The organism is Ruegeria sp. CDSA193, from assembly GCF_059611885.1.
This window is the reverse complement of record NZ_JBXWPN010000003.1, coordinates 65,485-87,442: the sequence shown is the minus strand read 5'-3', so window position 1 is coordinate 87,442 and position 21,958 is coordinate 65,485. Positions and strand designations below refer to the sequence as shown.

The window sequence follows — 21,958 nt, the reverse complement described above, 5'->3', positions numbered from 1 at the left end:
TACTCGAGATTGCATACCTTGGTGCCACTGCAGCGAATTCACCCTTTGTCCGCGCAGCTGACTTTTAGTAATGTTTTGTCGAACGGCGGCTCGCCGGATCATTGATAAGGCGCTTCTATTCAGATTGTCGGTTCGGTCTCTTGAGCAACCGAGTGGGGATTTGCCTTTAAAGGGGTGCGACGAGGCAATCGGTCGCTCCATGAAAAGAAGGTAGTTCATTACGAATTTTTTGGTCAGTATACCGTGCCGCTGTGATATGAGTGATTTGAATTAAAAAGGTTTATCATGTGTGGATAGGTAATGTCAGATGGAGCGCCACATGTTGTTGATACACCAAGCAATTGAGACCCAAATCAGCGATTTTTTCGCCCAAAGACAAGGTCTTTGTCGCCCAAGTATCAAAATCCCCTTGTTATCATAGGGGCGGGAAAGCGTTTGATGTTTCTTAACAGATGCTTTCTCAGCCAGTATCAATAGTACGAAGGTATTAGCGTGCGTCCGGCAATAGGGCTGTTTCATTCTATGACGACATCACAGCATATCTTTCTCATACGATTTTTCTGATCTGCCCCTGTTAGGGCCGACCGGTAGCTGCTGATAATTTATCTTCTTTTGCGCTCGTTTTCGGTCGGTTTGTCTCACTGGATAGATGAGGGAACTGCTATGAAGACCATCAAACTCCTACTTGCCACGGATCCCAACTTTGAAAATCGTGCACTCACGCATCGATTCACTGAATATTTGAAGAAATAGCGCAAAACGCGGCTGGCCAGAGAATTCATCGGAGACGATGAACATTCGGTCGATCTCGGCGGAGATGATTTCGATAAAGTTGCTCGCGAACTATCGGATAGTGTCGCGCTAACTTGAGATGACAAGCGGCGCATCAAAAATCTAGTTCAGCGCATCCCACAACACAGGGCTGAAGCCTCAGGTCTTGGGCATCTCTCGGAGAAAGAAATCCAACGACTGCGCCCACTAATGAATGAGGTTCGCTTGGTGGAGCCGAGAGGCGAGCACTGGGTGGACGAGACAGTATCTTCTTTACATGAAGAAATGCCGTGGATGTCTGCCGCCACCAATGAGGGCTGGCACGCGTTGCGGCGCATCTCTAGTACCAAAGATACAATCTCGTTGCCGAAGGACAGGTCCGTGTACATATAGTCGGTGAGAAAGCTCCATTTCCCGTTACTGGCGGCAAAGGCTCCCATAAAGGCAAAGTCCAGATTCTCAAGCGCGTCGCCAAACATGAGTGCGCCCTTGATCTGCCCTGAGGGTGTATCGATTGCGGTTTTGGTCTCGGGCGCGAACAGGTAGATCGTTGCCTCGTAGTTCCAGTCAGTATTCTGAGCAGACGCGGGCCCGGATGCCGGCAACTGCCGGCACGATTGCGGTCAAGATCGTTTTTAAAAGGCAGTGCCTTTTGAGCTAACATTTCATTGTGTGCCGTGTGGCTTCAGAGATAGCAGAAGCTGAGCAGCTCAGCGGTCCGCTCTGAGGTTCCGGATTCTGGCAAGAGCAGTCACTCGCTATCTCCTTGCAGTGCAGGTTTTCCTTCCAGCTCTGCCTGTGCGGCCAGAAGTGCGGGATGTTCCGGATTGGCTGACAGAGCTTCTGCCACAACCGCGGCGGCAGCAACGCGTCCTTGGGTTGCCGCTGTGATCCTGGCCAGCATCATCCATGCATCCAGCCGTTGCGGATCCAGCCGCACCACCTCGCGGAACGCGGATGTGGCCATGCCCATGTTGCGCATGGTCAGTGCCACACCGCCCAGTTGGAGGTGGGTTTCAGGAAAATCGAGCCGGTTTGCCATGGCATCCTGCCATTCAGCCATGGCGGCTTGCAGCTCTCTGGCGGTTCCATTCTGGAGGCGGTTCTCCGTATCACCCAGCATCGCGCGGGCAGCGGCCATGCGCACATTGCGGGCAGGGTCGGCAAAGACAGCGGCCAGGCGCTTGCCCCTTTCCTGAAGCGGTGCGAGGCGCTGCAGAGAGGCCGCGGCAGCGCGGACAAGCGGATCCGGGTCCCGCAGCAGGTCCGTCAGCCTAGCGGCGAACAGCGGGTCGTTGGACTGCTCCAGAAGCCAGAGCGCAGTGGCCCGCACGATGCCCGGCTGGCTGGTATTCTGCGCCAGCGCTGTCAAGTCGCCAGCGGCCGCTGCCGCATCGGCACGCCCCCGCGCCAGCACCTCCCCGTAATGCCGGCCACGGTTTCTGTCGTCTGGATACCAAGCGGAAATCTGTGCAGCTGCCCAGGCTGCGTCCTGGCCGCGGTGGCAGGCGGTGCAGGCATCCGGTGCTCCCGTCACTGGCGAAAGGTCCGGCCGGGGAATGCGGAAGGAGTGATCGGCGCGCCAGTCGTTGCCCATGTAGACGCGTTCTGGCATGTGGCAGGACTGGCACTTCGCTCCGGCGCTGTTTTCCGGGTGGAAGTGATGTGCAGGACTGTCGTAGTCCGCTGCTGTGAGTGTTGGGAAGTCCGGATTACCCGCTGGGCTGTGGCATTGGGTGCAAAGGCCGTTGCCGTCTGCCTTCAGGTCCAGACTGTGTGCGCCGTGGCAATTCAGGCAAGTCACGCCCCGAGCGTGCATCTTAGATTGCAGAAAGGAGCCGTAGACATAGACCTCGTCCTGGATCTGCCCGTCCGCGTGGTAAAGTCCTGGGCGCAAAAGTGCGAGCGTGTAGGCATCATGAAAACGCGTGCCTGGCACCGGGTTGCCGTCCAAGTTGGCTTCGCGTCTGGAATGGCACGTCGCACATTGTTCGACTGCCTGCCGAGGATCGGCGAAATCCACAGGAAATCCATGGTTTGCGGGCGGCGGTGTCCTTGTCGTTTCCCACGTATCAGCCCAATCAACGTGGTCCTTTCCCGGTCCGTGGCAGGCCTCGCAGCCAACGCCTATTTCGACCTGGGTTGATGCATAGCTTAAACGGCGTGCGTCGTAGTTTTTGCGGAACCCGGTGGCGTGGCACTCCGCACAGCGCGCATTCCAGGTCTTGTAGGGACCCGTCCAATGCAGACCATCCAACGGGGGCAGGGTCTGGTCCGGATAAAGGTGGAACCACTTCCCCTCTTCGGTGTCCCAGACCACGTCAAAACTCTGCAGCTGCCCCGGTTCGGTCTCGAGAAGATATTGCTGCAGCGGTTCGATCCCCGCAACCGAATGCACTTTGTATTCCGCCTGCGATCCATCCTTTTCGATCACCTCGACGTAGTATCCGCCCTCAGCTCCTGTCTGAAACCGGGCGGTCATACCGTCATGGTGAAAGGCCGTTCCGCCGAAGTCACCTGCGACCGTCTCCTGCGACGGCGTTGTCCAGGCCTGAGCGTGATGCGATCCTGCCCAGCCTGCGGCACTGTCCTTATGGCAACCGGTACAACGATCCGACCCCAAGTAGCCGTCAAGGCTCTGGGCCATCGCTGGCAGACCCAGCAGCAAGAGAAGGATCAAGACTACAATCTGCATTTTCAGAGGGCCATCCGATTTTCTGGGTCGTTCATGGACAGGGATGGTGCAGGGCTTCATTCGCGGCTCGGCCAGATCCGCTCCCAATCACGGGCCATGTCGATTACCAGCCAACCGCGGCTGGCTGCTTCATCAAGTCCGCGTGCAAGCTGCCCGATATGGCTTTCACGGCCGTAAGCGTATTCGCGTTCGCTGTCAGTATGGTGCAGCAGGATGCCCAGCCGCGCACCATCGCCCGCAGTAGTCCACTCAAGCATCTGGAAGTCTCCATCGGAATTTCCCACTGCGATCACCGGCCGGCGCCCGATGCGGGCCTCGATAGCAACGGGCTTACCTGCCTTGTCGTCGATGAAGAATAAACCGGGGTCCTTCATCACCCGCGGCGGTCCGTCCCCGGCGGAATAACTGCCATTTCCGATGGATCCGATGACCTGCTCGGGCGGAATGTTATAGGCGCTTTCAGAGAACACCCGGATGAAATGCAGGCCGCCGCCTGAGGCGATGTAGGTACGGAAGCCTTCATCGCGTAGATAGGTCAAGAGCTCCAGCATGGGTTGATAGACCATTTGGTCATAGGCCAGGCCTGTGCCGGAATGCCTGGCCGTGTCCAGCCAGCTGCGCACGACCGCCTGGAACTCGTCCACCGTCAGGCCGGAGTGGGTGGTGGAGACGATTTCCAACAGTCCCTCAGTGCCCGAGGCGGCCACTGTCTCCATGTCGCCTTCGACTGCGGCCCGCAGCACGTCAGACGTGAGCACCCCGGGATCAGCGGCAGCCATTTCTTTCAATCGGTCGATGGCAAATAGCAGTTGAAAGTAGACCGGCTGTTCTGCCCAGAGCGTGCCGTCATTGTCGAAGGTCGCAATACGCGCGGCCGGGGTGACATAATCAGGTGAATCCGGGTCCGTTATGCCTTCGACAAACGCAATGATCCGATCCTTGGTGGCCGTATCCGTCCAAGACGGCAAAGGGTCAGCGAGCGGAGCTGATGCAAACAGAATTGTCAAAGGAATTGAAATTAGCAGAGCACGCATAGGGACAACCTCCGCAAATGCAGGGAAAGGGATGCCGAGGCAACCGGAAAATTAGGCGCCCCGACGGAATACTCCGTCGGGACGAAGTGGGATGAGTCTACTGCGAGCCGCCCGGCTGCGACAGCTTCTCCATTACCTTGTCGAGGCTGAACGAAGCCGCCTCCTGCCGTGGCGGGTATTCTTCGAAGGTTGCCAGGAACTGCCCAACATAAGCCTGGGCCGGCACCAGCATGAAGGCGTGGTCCATCAGCCAGTCGTAATAGGTGTTCGACGTCCGGTAACCGCGTTCATAAGGGTCGCGGCGCAGGTTGAAGATCAGCGGCACGCGCAGCGGCGTCAGCGGCTCCATCCAGGCCCGGAGAGTTCCCCAGGCCTTCTGCTCGAGGAAGGTGATCTTCCAGTTGTTGAGCCGGATCGCCGCGAGGTCGCCGTCGTCAGTGAAGTAGAAGATCTCATTACGCGGGCTCTTGTCCGTGTCACCCTTGAGCATTGGCAATAGGTTGTAGCCGTCGAGATGGACGCGATACTCGCGGCCTGCCATTTCCGGAACGGTGATGCCTTCGAGCAAATCTTCCTTGATGGTTTCATTGCCTGCAGCGGCCAGGAATGTTGGCAGCCAATCCATGTGATGCACGATCTCGTTCGAGATCGTTCCGGGCGCGATATTACTGGGCCAGCGGACCATAGCAGGCACCCGCCAGGCGCCTTCCCACTGGGTGTTCTTCTCGCCCCAGAACGGGGTCATTCCGGCATCCGGCCATGTGTTCATATGGACGCCGTTATCAGTAGAATAGAACACGATGGTATTATCGGCGATGCCGAGTTCGTCAAGCTTTTCGAGGAACTTGCCGATATCCATGTCGTGTTCGATCATGCCGGCAGTGTATTCATCAGCTTTTTCCCCATTGTATAACTCATCCGCGAACGCGCGGTTCTCTTCGCTGACGTGGGTACGGAAATGCATCCGTGTGCCGCTCCACCACAGGAACCAAGGGGTGCCGGCGGTGGTCTGTTCCTCCATCCAGGCAATTGCAGCATCTGATGTCTCGTCGTCCACAATCTCCATCCGCTTCCGGGTCAGAGCCCCGGTATCCTCGATATTCTGCGTGATTTCATTTTCGCCGTAGGTCGCGGTCACGTTCAAAACACCACGCGGACCGAACCGTTCAAGGAACGTCGTGCCGTCTGCGAACACCATATCCTTCGGGTAGTCCTCGTTTTCCGGCTCTTCTTCGGCGTTCAGATGGTAGAGATTTCCGAAAAACACATCGAAACCGTGGTTCGTCGGAAGGTGTTCATCCCGGTCTCCCAGATGGTTCTTGCCGAATTGACCGGTGGCATAGCCTTCGGCTTTGAGGAGGCCGGCAATGGTGGGATCTTCGATCTGCATACCTTCCTTGGCACCGGGCAGGCCGACCTTGGAAAGGCCGGTGCGGAAGACCGACTGGCCCATGATAAAGGATGACCGGCCAGCCGTGCAGGATTGTTCACCGTAGTAGTCGGTGAAGATCATACCTTCTCTGGCAACCCGGTCGATATTCGGCGTTTGATAACCCATCAACCCCATTGTGTATGCGGAGATATTGGACTGGCCGATGTCGTCGCCCCAAATGACGAGAACGTTCGGCTTGCCGCCCGCGCTGCCTTCTTGGGCAAGCGCCGGCGCAATCCCAATGCTTAAAATCAGGAACCCGGCCGCGACGGCCCTGTTCAAATACGAAACTGGCATAATCGGTCACTCCCTCACATTCGCTAACAGTGAAACTTGAGTTGGTCGCAGACAAGCACCAAGCGAGAGGCTTTGCTTGCCTTTGTCCGCCCGTAGAACATTTCGAGTGGGATCAACTATCCATAAGTTGAATGTATGGCGCAACACTTTCTTTTTTTTGGGCAATCTTTCGGTTGTCGGCCATTGTGTCTAGGCCGTTGCGGACCGGCACGTCATCAGGAACTGCCATGGCCTGCAAGCGGAGTCCTTGGCGCACAAGCCGGAGGCCCACGCGCACAGCAGGCTTTCCGGTCATCTTTGCCGATAAAAGTCAGGACACAGACCCGGCCTTTGTGGATGCGCTCCGCGAAGTGGCGCAGGCGGTTTCACTAGGCTTCTGTCTCGGCTTCTTCGGCGATCCGGAGCAGAAAATTTACATGCAAGGTGCCGGACAAATTCCGCCTGAAGAGGGATGGGAGATGTCTGACGTCAGCGCCAACCCGACGTTGACGTATTACAATATCATCGAATGCTGCGTTTGCTTCGATGGCCGCTATGAGCCGATTGTGTTGAAAAACTCGAGTATCTGACGGCTGCATTTTTCCGCCAGAATCCGTTACGGCGGCTAAATTGAAACCCTGTGCTTGGTAGGGGCCCTGAGAGCTCCGGACAATGTCAACGCGAGTTCCCCCTCGACGAATTCTCGGAAAGGCCTCCTGCAAGCAAGTATTTCACCCATCTTCACGAAAATCGGAGTTTTTCAACACGATCAGCCCAGTCTGCACTAAGGTGAGATGCACCAACCTAGAGTCCGGGTTGCTGGAGCGAACATTCATAGGGCAGCGTCTACGCGTAAGTCTGCACAGGACTAAGACGTTTGGCGATCAACAGATAGTCCACGGCACTTGCGGCGTCCCCCGCAAACTGGAGATAGAAACCCATGAAGAGGTTAGCCTCGTATCCGTTAGGTTCGAGGATAAGTGACTGATGCACAGCGTCGACGGCTGTATTTGCGTCGCCGCTGGCGACATACACGCCTCCCAGAGCAATGTGCCCCCACGCAAAATCCCTGTCGAGCGTCATCCGAATGCCGTGGCGTGCGACTAAACTTCTGAAAGTGGCGCATCCTTCCAGTAGCCCGAATGGCAGATTTCGGGATCAGCCGAGAAGATCGAACCTTTGGCTCAACTGCAGCTTTGGGCCGTTACTTTGACGATGGAACCATCCAAAGAACGATGCAATGTCTGGCTGCGTGTCCGGCTAACCAACTTTTACGACCATCTTTCCAAAGTTACCGCCGGCCAGCAGTTGATTGAATGCTTCCGGAGCATTTTCAAGCCCCTCAACCACATGTTCCTTGTAGCTTATTGAACCGTTTTTGAGCCAAGCCGTCATATCGCGGACAAACTCCTGATACACGTCGGCACCAAAGTTGTCGAAGATTATGAAACCCTGCATTCTGACTTTCATCCGCAGGATCGTGCCCATGATCGCAGGGCCCATATCCGGGCCGTCCGGTAGGCCGGGCAGGTTGTACCAGGATACAATCCCGCAGACGGGCACCCGTGCAAACGGGTTCAAGAGCGGCAATACGGCATAGAGAACTTTGCCGCCAACGTTTTCGAAATACACGTCAATTCCACTTGGACAAGCCTCGCGCAGTTGCGCCGCCAGATCATCAGATCGATGGTCCAAACACGCGTCAAATCCAAGGTTTTCGACTACATGAGCACATTTTTCAGAACCGCCTGCGATGCCCACTACGCGACATCCTTTTAGCTTTGCGATCTGACCGACTGTTGCGCCTACCGGGCCGGCTGCGGCAGCCACAACAACTGTTTCACCGGCTTTTGGCTCCCCGATTTTCAGAAGCCCGGCATAAGCCGTGTAGCCTGGCATTCCGAGAATTCCGAGCGACCAAGACGGGTTGTCCGGGGATTTCCCCAACTTAACGACCTGCGTTCCGTCTGAGAGAGCAAAATCCTGCCACCCGCTTGTATTGAGCACATACTCACCGACTTCGTATCCTTCGATGTTGGATTTGACCACCTGCCCGACGACCTGCGCCGTCATAACACCGCCAATCGGAACGGGTTCGGCATAGGATTTTGCGTCATTCATTCGGCCACGCATGTAAGGATCCAACGACAGGTACACCGTACGTACCAGCATTTCGTCTGGTCCAGGTTCAGGAACGCTCGTGGTTTCCAGGCGCAATGTATTCTCGTCCGGTTGTCCGGTTGGGCGATTGGCGAGAACAATACGACGATTGGTGGCGGATGCTTGGGGCATTGTGACCTCTCATAAGACGGCTTTCTTGCAACAGAGACCAAATTCCGCTGCAGAGCAACACGACAGCACCAACGAGTTCGAAAAACCTATAGACGTGGCCCAATCACGCACGATCTGCGCATTGAAATGCCCAAACGCTCATGGAAACGCCCTGCTAAAAAGTAATCAAACCCGACCCTAGGTTCGTCTTCCATTCACCTCTCGACTGAGGTTCTGGTTCCTTCAAGAATCTCGAAATGGAGGGGTCTCCGAGTCTTGCTTTGCAGGTCTGAAGCCTGCTCATGGGGCTGACCAGAAGCCAGGACATAAAAGACTTCAATCGTGACCAAGTCACAGCCGCACAATTTACTGTCGATGGTCATATCGAAGAGAGCGAGATCGCGTTGGTGAGCTGCAAGCGCACGCAGCGTCTCAAATGCAGCGCGAGTGGAGGATCTGGTGCCGCTGTTCAGCGGAAAGGATAACCATTCATGCAGACCGTGGCGACGATTAGTGGTCGAATTTCCAGGTCGCAGGACAAAGCCAACTGTTGTCTCTATTGACCAAATGACTGGTTTTGGCCCAAGCAGTTAGGTCAGATCTGTGGGCTTTTCCGAATGCCATTATCAGTTGCTTTGTATCAAAAGCAATTCTCACAATAGTGATAGCTGGCCAACAATCACCAAGTAATTCGTATTGGCGACATCGCCCAGACCATTGTGGCCTCTTTGTCAGTCCGGTTGCGGAACCGATGCGCGATCATTGAAGGGTAGGAAAAGCTGTCGCCTTTGCGAAGAACTATGATTTCTTCACCAAGGCGCAGCTCCACTTCGCCACTCAAGACGATCGCATGTTGCTCGCCCTCGAAAGAATAACCTTCCTGGGGTTCAGGCGGTGTACCGGCTCCTGGGCGGAACCGTGACAGGATCAGATAGCATTGTCCGGATAGTGTGCTGGATAGCAGTTCGTCTTCGAATCCCAACTCTTGGGTTGTTCGCGTGTACATGTTGGAAAGCGCCCTGCGATTTTCTTTGCGTACGACGTGTTTGCGCTCCAATGGTCCGGCACCCGATTGCTTGGGAAAGAACCAGTTGGGATCGACCGAGAGCGCTTCGCTGATCTCTCGCAGAAGCTCCGCCGATGCTTTTGCTGATCCCAGCTCGATCCGGCTCAGATACGCCGTCGAGCAGGATACCGTTTCCGAAAGGTCTTGTAACGTCAGGCCACGCGCCTTGCGCACTTCGCGGATTTCGCTGCCAAGCCGTTGAGTGTCAGTATCAGTAACGTTGCTATTCATGCATTCGGGATAAGAGATTTTTGTTGATTTTTCGAGTAAAATTCAACTTAGTTGAAAATTGGGTAATAATTCAACTTATCACATCTGTCCGGGAGATCGCTATGCGCTTTGATTTGATTGCCAATTTCAGTCCTGGTGAGACGATTCCCTGGACCCGGACATTGGAGATGATCCTCGAACAATGTTCGCTGGCAGAGCAGGCTGGATTCACGACCGCCTGGTTCACAGAACATCACTTTGCCCATAACGGCTATATGAACGCGCCGCCCAACCCGATCCAGATGGGTACGCATGTGGCTGCTCATTGCACAAAACTGCGGGTTGGAACGGCGCCCATCATTTTGCCGGACTGGCACCCATTGCGCGTGGCCGAAGACGCGGCGATGCTGGATAACATGTCGCTGGGCCGGTTCGATTTTGGTGTCGCCAAGGGCATCAATGAGCGCTCGACCATCCAGTTCAACTCGGATGCGGATCGGCGCGACAACGCCAAGGTGATGCGCCTCTATCAAGAGAGCCTGGAAATTATTCTTAAGGCGTGGACCAACGAGGCCTTCACCCATCAAGGTGAGTTCTATGAGTTCCCAGTTCCAGGCTGGAAAGAAACCAACCGTTTTTTTGAACCGCTGGACCCGCGCTATCACGACGAGAATGGCGAGTACAAAGCGATATACGTGCATCCACGCCCGTATTCTGATCCGCACCCGCCGGTCTGGCTCATGTCGAATGCGCCTCCCACATTCAAGCTTGCTGGTGAAAAAGGGTGGGGTGTGATCTCGATGGCCGCTGGACCCAAGGCGACACTGGCCTGCTGGGAACCCTACCGCGAGGCGCTGTCCAAACGTGAAGGGCGCAATGTGAAACCAGGGGAAGGCGTTGGCGTCTGCACGGCCTTCTATGTCGGTGAAAGCATGGAGGAGGCGGTGAACACCATTCGTGGCCCGATCAATGCCTATTACGAATTCCTCGGCGGGTCGCGCCCCAAGGGCGAGTGGACAAAACATGGCTATCTTGATGTCGGTGAAGAGATGACTTCTGAGGACGAAGAGATGGATTGGTTCGATTTCCTCAATAAACGCGGGATCATTGTGGTTGGTGACGCCGAATATGTAGCGGATCGTTTTGCCGAGCGGCAGGAAACCATCGGCCTCGACCACCTCATGTTGATGCAGCAATACACGGGCGTTCCCTACGAGAAAATCCTGTCCAGTTGGCATCGACTGTTTGAGCATGTCGTTCCAAAATTCGGGACACAATCCATCGCGCAGAAAAGGATGTTGGAGCATGCTTGAGATTTGGGGGCGGCCCTATTCGTCAAACGTTATTCCGGTGATTTGGACAGCCAATGAGTTGGGATTGGACTATACGCTGCAACTGGCCGGGGGCAGCTTTGGCAAGCTCGACACTGATATGTACGCGCAGATCAATCCCAACAAAATGATCCCGGCGATCCGCGATGGGGATTTCGCGCTTTGGGAAAGCCTCGCCATTGTGCGGTATCTCTGCGACCGGTACGGCGCGGGAACGTTTAGCCCCTCTGACCTACAGACCCGCGCCATCGCGGATCAATGGATGGAGTGGTCCGCCAGCCGCGCCTTCGGGCCGGTGATTTACCTGTTTTTTGCAACTGTGCGCACCCAATCCGACCAACGGGACCAGGAACAGATCGCCAAACTTCGCGATGAGGCGCATGAAGCGCTGACCATTCTGGATCAGCACCTTGCGGATAAGGCCTATGTCTGTGGCGACAGCTTTACCATGGCGGATATTCCGCTGGGTTGCGTGGCGTATCGCTATTTCAATGTCGAGGTCGACCGCCCACCGTTGCCCAATGTCGAAGCGTGGTACGAACGATTGGCGGAACGCCCCGCATACCGGGGTCACGTCATGCGTCATTTCGGCACAAACCCGGATGAGTGGGCCGCCCTTGAAAAGGCCTGTGTCAGTGAAGGAGTTCTGTGATGGACTTGCGTGACTTTCGCCGTGCGCTTGGCGCTTTTCCGACAGGGGTCACAATCGTGGCCGCTTATGACCCCGAGGGCATGCCATGGGGCCTGACCGCCAACTCCTTCACCTCGGTCTCACTCGAACCGCCTGTGATCTCTGTCTGTGTCGCAAAATCGGGTCGCGTGTTCCCGACGCTGTCCAGGTCAGATCATTTCGCGGTCAACATCCTGTCCGCGGATCAGAAAGCTTTGGCGTTGCATTTTGCCAGCAATGTGGAAAACCGGTTTGCCGATACGGAATGGACTCCTGGGGCCAAGACACCTTTGGTCCCCGGTGCATCTGCGCATCTGGAATGCACCGTGCACAACCGGGTTGATGCGGGTGATCATGAAATACTCTTGGGACGTGTCGTGAACTATGCCCATGCACCCGTTCCTCCGCTGGTCTTTTGTCGCGGCGCGTTCTTTTCCGCGCCCCAATCGGAGGCAGTATCATGAGTGATCACCTGACTTTCCACACTCGGTTCAGCCCTGACGAATTCGACGCGCAGTACAATTTGCGGGCTGGGCGGCCGGACTATGAAGTGACCGTCATTCCCGGGTGGAGCCGCGACAGCGCGCACGCGCGTGCAACATCCGATTGCAGCCTAGATATCCGCTATGGAGAAGGTGAAAAACAAAAGCTGGATGTCTTCCGCTGCGCGGACACCGCCGCACCGACATTGGTCTATTTCCACGGCGGCTATTGGCAGCGTGGCGACAAATCGATCTACAGCTTCATTGCGCCGCCGTTTGTTGAGGCGGGGTTCAATGTTGTTGTCATCGGATACGATCTTTGCCCGTCTGTGACCATCACGAGAATTTCAGAAGAAGCGCGTGAGGCCATGTCCTTTGTCTGGCGCAACGCGGGCGCATTGGGCATCAATCCAGACCGTCTCTGCGTTATGGGCCATTCCGCTGGCGGCCATATTACCCAGATGATGATGGCGACCGATTGGCCGGCATTTGACGATGACTTGCCCGCAGACCTGATTAAATCTGGCATTCCAGTCTCACCGCTCAGCTATCTTGAGCCGGTCCGCCTGACCGAGGCTTTGAATGCGGGCATCCGAATGGATCCGGCAGAAGCCCAGGCCGAAAGCCCGATGACCAAGCACCCTCCGGGTACCAATGCCCCTCAGCTGGTCGTCGTCGGCGGCGCGGAAACCGATGAGTTCCACAGGCAGGCTCGAATGTATGTCGAAAAATACGAAACAGCAGACCGCAAGATGGGTCTCTATTTCGTGCCCGATGTGGATCACTTTGACGAACTGAATGTGCTGGTCGACCCGGCGAGCCCCTTCTTCAAACACACTTGCGATATGCTTCAAGGAAAAGGACCGAAATCATGACCGATTTGACCCGAGACCTAGTCGACTCTGTCGGTGACGCGTTTAACGCCAATGACATTGATTCTGTAATGAGACACTTCGCAACCGACGCTACATTTGATCACGCTGTTGGCCCCGAAGAATATGGCGTGCGTCTGGAAGGAGCCGAAACCATTCGTGGTGCTTTTGCAGCCCTGTTTGAAAAGGTCGCGAACGTGCATTGGGAAACGCTCGACTGCGCTATTTCCGGCAACAAGGCTTATTGCGAATATCGCCGTACAGCCGTGCACAAGGATGGTTCAATAGAAGAGTTTCTAAGCGTTGACATCCTGACCTACCGAGACGGGCTGATTGTCCATAAAGATACGTATTACAAGCAACGTACAAGCTGACCCGACAGCCTTTGATGCAGCCAAGCACGCAGCAGTTTTGTAAGAGGGAACCTATCTCGCTTTGACAAACCGCTGCGTCGGCAATCAAGCTCCGTTTCGCGCAATCCGTTATTGCGTAATGAAAAGATGCGCAAACAGCTAAGGCCCAAACTTGGCATTACCAATGGGAACAAGGATCGGTTCGAGGAACTGCACAGGATTGTCGAAGAGAGCGAGAAGAAGCGCTTTACCATCATCGGATGATGGAAAGCTGATCAGAGCTGCTCAGGGGCACGCTGAAGATGTAGATTTCTAACTAGATCCTGAGACGCCATCGGAAGCACTGCATCACCGTATTCAGCTCTTAGCTTAAAAGTACCGGTGTCACAGTAAAGGGGGCGAGAGGTCACATAGCCTCCAAGGTATGCGCGAGGCCATTTCGAATGTGGTCTTCCAATAACCTCTTTGCCGTGTTCGCGTCTCTGGCCAATGCTGCATCGAACATACCCTTATGCTCCTTGATGGCTTCTTCGCCACGATTGGTCAGCACGAGCATCTGATAACGTAAGTATTTGTCGTAGATGATCGAGTGCAGAGACAGAAGGTTCTTGGAGTTGCAGGCCGCGATCATCGCTTGGTGGAACTCCCAATCATAACGTTTCCAAGTTTCTTTCTCGGATTCGTCGCCCTTGAGAAGTTGCCGTTCTATCAGGTGCAGTTTGTGATGTGCGGCAACGAGGTTGCCTTCCCAATCCGTGTCGCCGTTCGCAATGGACAACTCCAACGCGTGGCATTCCAACAGGACACGCAGCTCTGATATTTCGGTCAGGTCTTCTCGGGAGACCGGCGCAACCAGGAATCCCCGTTGTTCGGGAGCTTCGACAAACCCATCGCTGGCAAGCCTGTTTAGGGTTTCACGAAGTGTCGAAAGGCTCGCCGCATAGCGTTCCTTCAATGCGTCCAGCTTCAGTTTGGAACCGGGTTGCAGGGCCCCGAAGATGATATCCCGCTTGATGCGCTGATAGGTGCTTGCACCTATCGTAGACGGCTGTTTCGCCATGCGTTTCACCCGATATTCTCAGTTTCTTCGTTCAATTAGCATTTTTCGGAGACATCAGCAATCCCAACTGATGTATGGTAAAAATAAAAATATCATACATTATTGCGGAATCGCGAAAACCCCAATACCTTCATGTCCAAATTGAGCAATGCAGCTCAGTCGCAAATGTCGGTTTCGGGATTTTTCGAACCATCCGGAAGGAAGCAAAAGTGTCTAAGAACTTTCGCATTGCCATTGTTGGCATTGGCCTTGTTGGACGCCGCCACGCAGACGCTATCCGGGCGTTGCGCCATGTTGACCTTGTTGCGGTCGTCGATCCCAGTGACGAAGGCCGTGCTTACGCCGTTGAGCACGGGGTGGCATGCTACGAGACCCTTGAGGAAATGTTTGCAACTCAGACGCCGGACGGCGCTGTGCTTGCGACCCCTACGACGCTTCATGTCGAACAAGGCCTTACATGTGTGGGACATGGGTGTCCTGTTCTCGTCGAAAAACCGATCGCCGTGGAAGCTGCCGCAGCACTGGAGCTTGTCCAGGAAGCGGAGAGGGCCAATGTGCCTCTGATGGTCGGACATCATCGTCGGCATAACCCCCTGATCAAGTCAGCCAAAGAAGCTATTGTTGATGGGAGGATTGGGGATGTTCGTGCTGTCCATGCGAATTGCTGGTTCTATAAGCCCGACGAATATTTTGATGCCGCGCCCTGGCGAAAGAAACCCGGTGCAGGACCCATTTCGGTCAATCTTGTCCATGATGTAGACCTTCTGCGGTATCTGGCCGGAGAGGTCGTGACGGTACAGGCGCAGTCGGCTTCATCGCAACGCGGTTATGACAACGAAGATGTCGCCGGGGCGCTGTTGACGTTTGAAAGCGGAGCGATTGGGACCATAAGCGTGTCCGACAGCATCGTCGCCCCGTGGAGCTGGGAGATGACGTCTCAGGAATATCCAATCTATCCGTCGACAGCGGAGAGTAGCTACATGATCGGTGGTTCTCATGGGTCGTTGTCCGTACCTGATCTTCGACTATGGAACTACCAAGGTGATCATCGGGATTGGTGGACGCCAATCTCATCAACCGTGTTGAAGAAGGGTGCATCTGATCCGCTGGTCAATCAACTCAGGCACTTTGTTGAAGTTGCTCGGCACGAAGCAGATCCGATTGTGTCCGGATGGGAAGGCTTCAGAACACTTCAAGTCATTGAAGCTATACAGAATTCCTGCAGAATGGGCGAGAAGGTCAGGATAAAAAGCCTGCAAAATACGCCAAAGGCAAATGTATCAGTAGTATAAAATATCTGATATTTTGTAAAAAATCTTGCAAAATGTCCAAAATAGGTCAAAACTCTGAATCGCAAAAAAGAAGCTTCATGATGTCTCAGGGAGGAGCAAAGTGATTACCAAACTTACCCGTAGGGCTGCAGTATCAGCCCTGGTCGCAACCGGTGTTCTGTTTAGCGCAACAAGTGGTGCGCTGGCGGAAGACAAAGTGCAACTTCGCCTCGCAACATCAGGATCGGAGACCGACCAGCGCTCGGTCGCCATGGCAGATGTCTTCGCGCCAATGGTTGCCGAGTTCGCAAATTATGAGCCCAGCTATAACGGCACAATCTTTGCACAGGGCACCGAACTTGACGCCATCAGCCGGGGCAACCTGGAAATGTCGATTACCTCGGCGCAGGAACTCGCGCAGTTCTTCCCCGAGTTTTCGATCTTTACTGCTGGCTATGTCCACCAGGACGCCGCGCATCAGGTGGCTGTCTTTACCGATCCCTTGATGGATGCGTTCAAGCAAAAGGCTGAGGAAGAGCTGGGTGTTAAACTCCTGTCGGTTATGTATCTGGGCCGACGTCAGGTGAACCTGCGCCAGCCCAAAGATGAACTGACCGTGACGACACCAGCGGACTTGGACGGCGTGAATCTTCGGATGCCGGGCACAGACGCATGGCAATTTCTAGGCAAGGCTCTGGGTGCAGCCCCGACGCCAATGGCCTTCTCAGAGGTTTACACCGCTCTATCGACAGGTGCGGTTGACGGTCAGGACAACCCACTGCCGACCGTGGTGGACGCCAAGTTCTATGAAGTGACCAATCAGATCGTTCTAACGTCGCATCTGGTGGACCTTAACTATATCGCCATTGGCAAGGGTGTCTGGGACGGGCTGACACCGGAACAGCAGGCTAAAGTTCAGGAAGCCGCAGACGCAGCCGCGGAATCTGGTCGCCAAAAGCAGCTTCAGAAAGAAGAGGACCTTGTCAGCTTCCTGAAAGAGCAAGGGATGGAGATTTACGAACCTGATCTCGCTGCGTTCCGCAATCAGGTACAGTCCATGTATCTGGACAGCGAATTCGCTGACTCTTGGCCCGAGGGGGTTCTGGATCGGATTAACGCTCTGGGCAACTAAGTCCAGCAAGACAAGAGAGGGAGAACCGCAATGAAGGCCTTTATCAAGGGGTTCTCCCGACTGACCGAAGCGATTGCCGGCGGGATGCTGGCGGCAATCTTCCTGATCTTCCTTCTGCAAATTCTCTTGCGGTATTTTTTTACACCCGCCGGTTGGACGCTAGAATTGATCGGCATTCTTTGGGTCTGGGTGATCTTCTTCAGCTGCGCCTTTATCGTGCGCGAACGGGATCATGTGAAGTTCGACATCATCTATCTTTCGGTGCCGACGCGCGTTCGCCAGATCTTTGCAATGCTGGCGGCCGCAGCGATTGTGATCGGGATGCTCTATAGCTTCCTGCCGACCTGGGACTACATCGACTGGATGAAAATCCGCAAGACAGCGACTGTCCGCAATCCGTTCTCGGGCGAGAAGATACCGTTGCGCACTGTGTTTTCGATATATGCGGTATTCATGCTGGTCGTAGCAGCGCGATACGCGTGGTTATTCTTCGACGTCTTGCGCAATGGCCCTCCAAAAACAGAGTTGGAACTGGTCGTTGGGTACAACGTGGTTGACGATCATCCCCGTGTCGACGTCGTAGACGACGAGGAAGCTAATAAATGAGTATCGAACTTCTTTCCTGCCTGCTCGCTCTTTTTCTTCTGGCGGGCATTGGGACACCTATTGGGTATTCCATCCTCTTAGCCTCATTGGTATATTTAGGCACGGCCGGACTGGATGTCGCCCTAGCGGGCGAGAAGATCCTACAAGGCTTCTACAAAAGCACGATCCTGCTTGCCGTGCCTTTGTTCATTGTCGCCGCCAATATCATGAATGCGGGGTCGATCACGGATCGACTGCTGAACTTCTGCGTTGCGGCGGTCGGGCGTTTCAAGGGTGGCCTCGGACACGTAAACGTAGTGGCATCTCTGATCTTTTCCGGCATGTCCGGCTCTGCTGTCGCGGATGCGGCGGGAATTGGTAAAATCATCATTGAGATGATGACCAAAGATGGCCGCTATAGCCGAGGCTATGCAGCCGCAATCACGGCTGCCTCGGCAACAATCGGCCCTATCATTCCGCCCTCAATCCCGATGGTATTGTACGCGCTTGTTTCCAAGGCCTCTATCGGTTCGTTATTTCTGGCCGGTATTCTGCCGGGACTGATAATGGGCGTCGTCCTCATGGCGATGAACTATTATCTGGCCGGAAAGCGGAACTTTGCCTTGGAAGAACCTGTTCCGTTGCGCGAATTGCCCGCCAAAACCGCCAATGCGTTTCCTGCGCTGCTAATGCCCGCCATCCTGCTCTATGGCATCTACGGGGGTGTCACGACACCGACCGAGGCCGCGGCCGTGGCCGCACTCTATGCCCTGCTGCTGGCAGGGTTCTTCTATCGCGCCTTGTCGTTCCGTGGCCTTTATCAGGTCTTCGTTGACAGCGCCCGTTCTTCTGCAGCGGTTGGAGTTGTCATTGGTGGCGCGTTCATTTTGAACTTCATCGTGATTCAGGAGCAAATCCCACAGTCTATCTCGGCGCTGCTGGAAGGTTCGGATGTCAGTCCGATCGTCTTCTTGATCCTCGTCAACTTGCTGATCCTTGCCCTGGGGTGCGTTTTGGACGCGACAACGATCATTCTGGTGATTGTGCCCTTGTTCATCCCCACTTGCGAAGCGCTTGGTATTGATCTGGTGCATTTCGGTGTGCTGGTCGTCGTGAATTCGATGATCGGTCTGATCACGCCGCCCTACGGGATTCTGCTGTTCGTAATTAATGCTGTTTCGGATATTCCACTGCGTGAAATCATTTCCGAGATTTGGGCCTTCTTGGCGGTGTTGATTTTCGCCTTGGTGATCATGATGCTGATGCCCGATCTGGTTCTGTGGTTGCCGCGTATGTTTGGGTATCAGGGGTAATGTGTCTCTCGGTTTCGACAACGTCGATCCCCGGTGATCTGGCCGAAAAACTAAGTGCAATCGCTGACGCGGGCTTTAGCGGTGTCGAGTTGCATGAACCGGATTTGACCGCTTATGACGGGCCACCATCGCGAATTCGGGACATTGCATCAGATCTCGGACTGAAGATTTGTCTGCTGCAACCCTTCCATAACCTTGAAGGCCAGGCCGACAGCGAGCGGGAACGTGCCTTTGATCGGCTGAAGCGCAAACTCGATCTGATGAGCGAGTTGGGAACGGATCTGCTGCTAATTGGCTCTGCATTCGAAGTGGACCCTGCTGCCACCGAGGATCAGGTGATCTCAGACCTCAGCGAAGCGACCGAGATTGCAAAAGGGAAGGGGCTTCGCTTGGCCTATATGGGTTTGCCGTGGTCCGATCTCATTCGCTCGGACGAACAGGCGTTGCGCGTCGTCGAGGCGATTGACAGCCCTTACTTTGGACTGGCTTTAAACTCTTTCTTCTCGCTCGCTGACGGTTCCAAACCCGCCCGCCTTAGGGATATTCCAGGAGAGCGACTGTTCCATGTGCAACTGTCCGATGCGCCCCGGCTTGAGATGGATATTCGCAGACTCAAACGGCACTTCGGGCTTCTACCTGGGCTTGGATCACTTAACCTTGCTGGCTTTGTGCGCGTGCTGGCCAGAGCAGGATACATAGGACCCTGGTCTATCGCCCGTGTGAACGAAGCGGCGGCACAGCCCGGTGCCCGAACACTGGCCCGGGACAGCTATAGGTCCCTGGTCAACCTTTTGGACGAGGTATCACGGACCGAGCCGAAAGCAGACTTTGGAACCCCAAACCTGCCAGAACGCGTTTATGCGTCCGGCTTCGAATTCGTAGAGTTTGCAGCCGATGAAACAAGCGGGGCACAACTGGCAGACTTGCTGTCAGCAATGTGTTTTCGAATGGAGCGAAAGCACGTCACCAAGTCTGTCGAATTGTGGCGGCAAGGCGCGATCAACATCGTTGTGAATACCGAAAAAGAAGGCTTTGCCCATTCGGCGTTTCTGGGCCATGGTCCATCGGTCTGTGACATGGGATTGCGTGTCAAAGATGCGGATCAGACGGTTCAACGTGCAACCGCGCTGGGCGCCCCGAATTTCTTACAACCGGTGGGAACAGGAGAGCTGGATATCCCTGCAATCCGTGGTGTTGGTGGCAACGTCGTTCATTTCATCGATGAGAAATCCGATCTGCATCGGGTTTGGGATATCGAATTCGAGCCGGTTGCCAAAACCAAAGCCATGCAACCCGCCGGATTGCGCCGTATCGACCATCTGGCACAGACAATGCGCCACGATGAAATGCAAAGCTGGCTGCTGTATTACATCTCGACCTTCGACATGGCAAAGTCGCCAATCGTGAACGTGGCCGACCCGTCGGGCGTCGTGCAAAGCCAGGCCATCGAAAGCCCCGAAGGCGAAGTGCGTCTGAACTTGAACGGGGCCGTCGGTCGCCGAACGCTGGCGGCATCGTTCCTTGAAGAAGGCTTTGGGGCAGGTGTTCAACATATCGCCTTCCAGTCCGACGATATTTTTGAAACCTCTGCTCAACTGCTTAAGTCTGGTTTCCCCAGCCTGACTATTCCAGAAAACTATTATGCAGATCTGCAGGCGACTTTTGGGGTGAGTGACGACCTGATCACCCAACTGCGTGGGGGCAATATCCTCTATGATCGCGCGGGGGGAGCAGAGTATTTTCAGATCTATAGCCGTCCCGTTTTCAACGGCTTTTTCTTTGAAATCGTTGAACGCCGCGCTGGATATGCAGGTTTTGGCGCGCGCAACGCCCCTATTCGCCTCGCCGCGCAAAGGAAAACTCAGGCGGCGAAAGAGGTGCAAACGCCATGAGCGCACTGGATGAAAACATGACAAGTGATGAGCGCGCCGTTCGCCAATGGTGGCGCACCTCCATCATCGATATGAAGCCCGGGTACATCGCATTTCGTGGCAACGCCATAGAGGACCTGATCGGGAATGTATCCTTTCCGCAGATGATCTGGATGATGGTGCGAGGCGATCTGCCGGGCGATGCTCAGGCGCGCCTGTTTGAGGCCGCTCTGGTCGCCGGTGTGGATCACGGCCCGCAGGCTCCCTCGATTGCGGCTGCGCGCATGGCTGCTACTTGTGGAGTAGGTCTCAATAATGCGATGGCGACTGCAGTGAATATGCTGGGCGATGTACATGGCGGAGCAGGCGAGCAGTGCGCCGAGCTTTATTATGATATCGCCGATCGCATAGATGCCGGGGCATCGCTGAATGATGCTGTTCGGAATGGTCTGGACAGTTGGCGCGAGACTTACGGCAAGATCGTTTCAGGTTTCGGACACCGGTTTCACAAGCCCGTCGATCCGCGTGCACCCCGGCTGATGCAGCTCGTTCGCAATGCGGCAAATGAAGGCACCGTTTCAGGTCGCTTTGCAGACATCGGAGAAGGGGTTCAGGCCGAACTTGGTAGTCAACGGGGCGGTCGGCCGATTGCGATGAACATCGATGGCGCGACAGCCGTGATCTTTTGCGAACTTGGCTTTCCCGCGCCCCTGTCGCGGGGGCTGTTTTGCTTGTCCCGTTCGGTTGGAATACTTGCCCACGCCTGGGAACAGATGAACCAGGGCGGTCGGAACAAAGGCCCTATGCCCCCGAATTACTTACCCCTCTACGAAGACAGGAATGATGAGATGTGAGACATCGAAATCTTTCCGGTCCGGCCCTGTTGGCGTTGGTCGTGTAAACGATGTCGATCTAAAACCACATTCAAAAATTCCCAATGCCAAAGTCATGATCTGCGGCAACCTCGATCTTCTAGAAAACCGCACCAAGTCCGATCAATACGGCATCGCCAGAGCCTGCGCGCCTTGATGGCGCCAGGGTTCTGGCTGATTGGCCTGCCTATTCCGGTGATGATCACGGCGCAGACGCGTCCGATTTAACGATGCCTCTGTGGGGCCTCGCCAGTTTAGAGCGATTGGATTGCCATATAAGTCGCTGTAAAAAAATAATTAAACCCGCTCGGGAGCCCGTCCGGTGGTTTCACTTTAAGCCGCGTCGCTAAGAGTTGATATTTTAAAAAATATCAGATATTTTTTACTAAGT

The 21,958-nt window shown here is 55.0% G+C and carries 19 protein-coding genes; 12 read left to right on the top strand and 7 right to left on the bottom strand.

Going from position 1 to position 21,958, the window contains the following annotated elements; genetic code table 11:
- Positions 1-899: 899 nt before the first annotated feature.
- The 4 genes from AC2FLG_RS05935 to AC2FLG_RS05920 all read right to left on the bottom strand — a co-directional run bounded on the left by AC2FLG_RS05935 (position 900) and on the right by AC2FLG_RS05920 (position 6,229).
- Positions 900-1,250: a hypothetical protein gene (locus AC2FLG_RS05935; RefSeq protein WP_496692288.1), complete on the bottom strand. Its 351-nt coding sequence runs from the start codon at positions 1,248-1,250 to the stop codon at positions 900-902.
- A 272-nt stretch (positions 1,251-1,522) separates the two neighbouring features.
- Positions 1,523-3,466: a multiheme c-type cytochrome gene (locus tag AC2FLG_RS05930; protein WP_496705429.1), complete on the bottom strand. Its 1,944-nt coding sequence runs from the start codon at positions 3,464-3,466 to the stop codon at positions 1,523-1,525.
- A gap of 56 nt (positions 3,467-3,522) precedes the next feature.
- A complete protein-coding gene (locus AC2FLG_RS05925; protein ID WP_142638883.1) occupies positions 3,523-4,500 on the bottom strand; it encodes an HAD family hydrolase in 978 nt (325 codons plus the stop codon).
- Positions 4,501-4,597: 97 nt separating this feature from the next.
- Entirely contained in the window at positions 4,598-6,229 is a 1,632-nt protein-coding gene (locus tag AC2FLG_RS05920; RefSeq protein WP_496705427.1) for an arylsulfatase, read from the bottom strand.
- A 131-nt stretch (positions 6,230-6,360) separates the two neighbouring features.
- On the opposite strand from AC2FLG_RS05920, the gene AC2FLG_RS05915 reads away from it, so the two are divergent.
- Positions 6,361-6,798 (top strand): hypothetical protein, encoded by a 438-nt coding sequence (locus tag AC2FLG_RS05915; protein WP_496705425.1) that lies wholly within the window; start codon positions 6,361-6,363, stop codon positions 6,796-6,798.
- Positions 6,799-7,468: 670 nt separating this feature from the next.
- Here AC2FLG_RS05915 and curA read toward each other — a convergent pair.
- Together curA and AC2FLG_RS05905 are read right to left on the bottom strand one after the other, a co-directional pair.
- Positions 7,469-8,500, bottom strand: coding sequence for an NADPH-dependent curcumin/dihydrocurcumin reductase (curA, locus tag AC2FLG_RS05910; protein ID WP_496705423.1), 1,032 nt, complete (start codon positions 8,498-8,500; stop codon positions 7,469-7,471).
- A 658-nt stretch (positions 8,501-9,158) separates the two neighbouring features.
- On the bottom strand, positions 9,159-9,776 hold the full coding sequence (locus AC2FLG_RS05905; RefSeq protein ID WP_142638879.1) for a helix-turn-helix domain-containing protein: 618 nt from the start codon (positions 9,774-9,776) through the stop codon (positions 9,159-9,161).
- Positions 9,777-9,877: 101 nt separating this feature from the next.
- On the opposite strand from AC2FLG_RS05905, the gene AC2FLG_RS05900 reads away from it, so the two are divergent.
- The 5 genes from AC2FLG_RS05900 to AC2FLG_RS05880 are packed head-to-tail and all read left to right on the top strand — an operon-like array spanning position 9,878 to position 13,484.
- Complete coding sequence (locus tag AC2FLG_RS05900) at positions 9,878-11,068, top strand: LLM class flavin-dependent oxidoreductase (protein WP_496705422.1); 1,191 nt, start codon at positions 9,878-9,880, stop codon at positions 11,066-11,068.
- Complete coding sequence (locus tag AC2FLG_RS05895) at positions 11,061-11,738, top strand: glutathione S-transferase family protein (protein ID WP_496692296.1); 678 nt, start codon at positions 11,061-11,063, stop codon at positions 11,736-11,738. Before AC2FLG_RS05900 ends, AC2FLG_RS05895 begins: the two co-directional genes overlap by 8 nt.
- Complete coding sequence (locus AC2FLG_RS05890) at positions 11,738-12,220, top strand: flavin reductase family protein (protein ID WP_496705421.1); 483 nt, start codon at positions 11,738-11,740, stop codon at positions 12,218-12,220. Before AC2FLG_RS05895 ends, AC2FLG_RS05890 begins: the two co-directional genes overlap by 1 nt.
- A complete protein-coding gene (locus AC2FLG_RS05885; RefSeq protein WP_496701111.1) occupies positions 12,217-13,113 on the top strand; it encodes an alpha/beta hydrolase in 897 nt (298 codons plus the stop codon). The genes AC2FLG_RS05890 and AC2FLG_RS05885 overlap by 4 nt, the downstream gene beginning before the upstream one ends.
- A complete protein-coding gene (locus AC2FLG_RS05880) occupies positions 13,110-13,484 on the top strand; it encodes a nuclear transport factor 2 family protein (RefSeq protein ID WP_496705420.1) in 375 nt (124 codons plus the stop codon). The genes AC2FLG_RS05885 and AC2FLG_RS05880 overlap by 4 nt, the downstream gene beginning before the upstream one ends.
- A 385-nt stretch (positions 13,485-13,869) precedes the next feature.
- Here AC2FLG_RS05880 and AC2FLG_RS05875 read toward each other — a convergent pair whose 3' ends face one another.
- Complete coding sequence (locus AC2FLG_RS05875) at positions 13,870-14,523, bottom strand: GntR family transcriptional regulator (RefSeq protein ID WP_496692299.1); 654 nt, start codon at positions 14,521-14,523, stop codon at positions 13,870-13,872.
- A 74-nt stretch (positions 14,524-14,597) separates the two neighbouring features.
- On the opposite strand from AC2FLG_RS05875, the gene AC2FLG_RS05870 reads away from it, so the two are divergent.
- The 6 genes from AC2FLG_RS05870 to AC2FLG_RS05845 all read left to right on the top strand — a co-directional run bounded on the left by AC2FLG_RS05870 (position 14,598) and on the right by AC2FLG_RS05845 (position 21,549).
- Positions 14,598-15,815, top strand: a complete 1,218-nt coding sequence (locus tag AC2FLG_RS05870; RefSeq protein ID WP_496705419.1) for a Gfo/Idh/MocA family protein — start codon at positions 14,598-14,600, stop codon at positions 15,813-15,815.
- Positions 15,816-15,915: 100 nt separating this feature from the next.
- Positions 15,916-16,926 carry a TRAP transporter substrate-binding protein DctP gene (gene dctP, locus AC2FLG_RS05865; protein WP_496705418.1) on the top strand — a complete coding sequence of 337 codons (1,011 nt, stop codon included), beginning with the start codon at positions 15,916-15,918 and terminating at the stop codon, positions 16,924-16,926.
- A 30-nt stretch (positions 16,927-16,956) separates the two neighbouring features.
- Entirely contained in the window at positions 16,957-17,532 is a 576-nt protein-coding gene (locus AC2FLG_RS05860; RefSeq protein WP_496692302.1) for a TRAP transporter small permease, read from the top strand.
- Positions 17,529-18,824: a TRAP transporter large permease gene (locus AC2FLG_RS05855; protein WP_496705417.1), complete on the top strand. Its 1,296-nt coding sequence runs from the start codon at positions 17,529-17,531 to the stop codon at positions 18,822-18,824. Before AC2FLG_RS05860 ends, AC2FLG_RS05855 begins: the two co-directional genes overlap by 4 nt.
- Positions 18,824-20,716, top strand: a complete 1,893-nt coding sequence (locus AC2FLG_RS05850) for a bifunctional sugar phosphate isomerase/epimerase/4-hydroxyphenylpyruvate dioxygenase family protein (RefSeq protein WP_496705416.1) — start codon at positions 18,824-18,826, stop codon at positions 20,714-20,716. The genes AC2FLG_RS05855 and AC2FLG_RS05850 overlap by 1 nt, the downstream gene beginning before the upstream one ends.
- Positions 20,713-21,549 (top strand): citryl-CoA lyase, encoded by an 837-nt coding sequence (locus AC2FLG_RS05845; RefSeq protein ID WP_496701101.1) that lies wholly within the window; start codon positions 20,713-20,715, stop codon positions 21,547-21,549. The genes AC2FLG_RS05850 and AC2FLG_RS05845 overlap by 4 nt, the downstream gene beginning before the upstream one ends.
- Positions 21,550-21,958 lie beyond the last annotated feature (409 nt).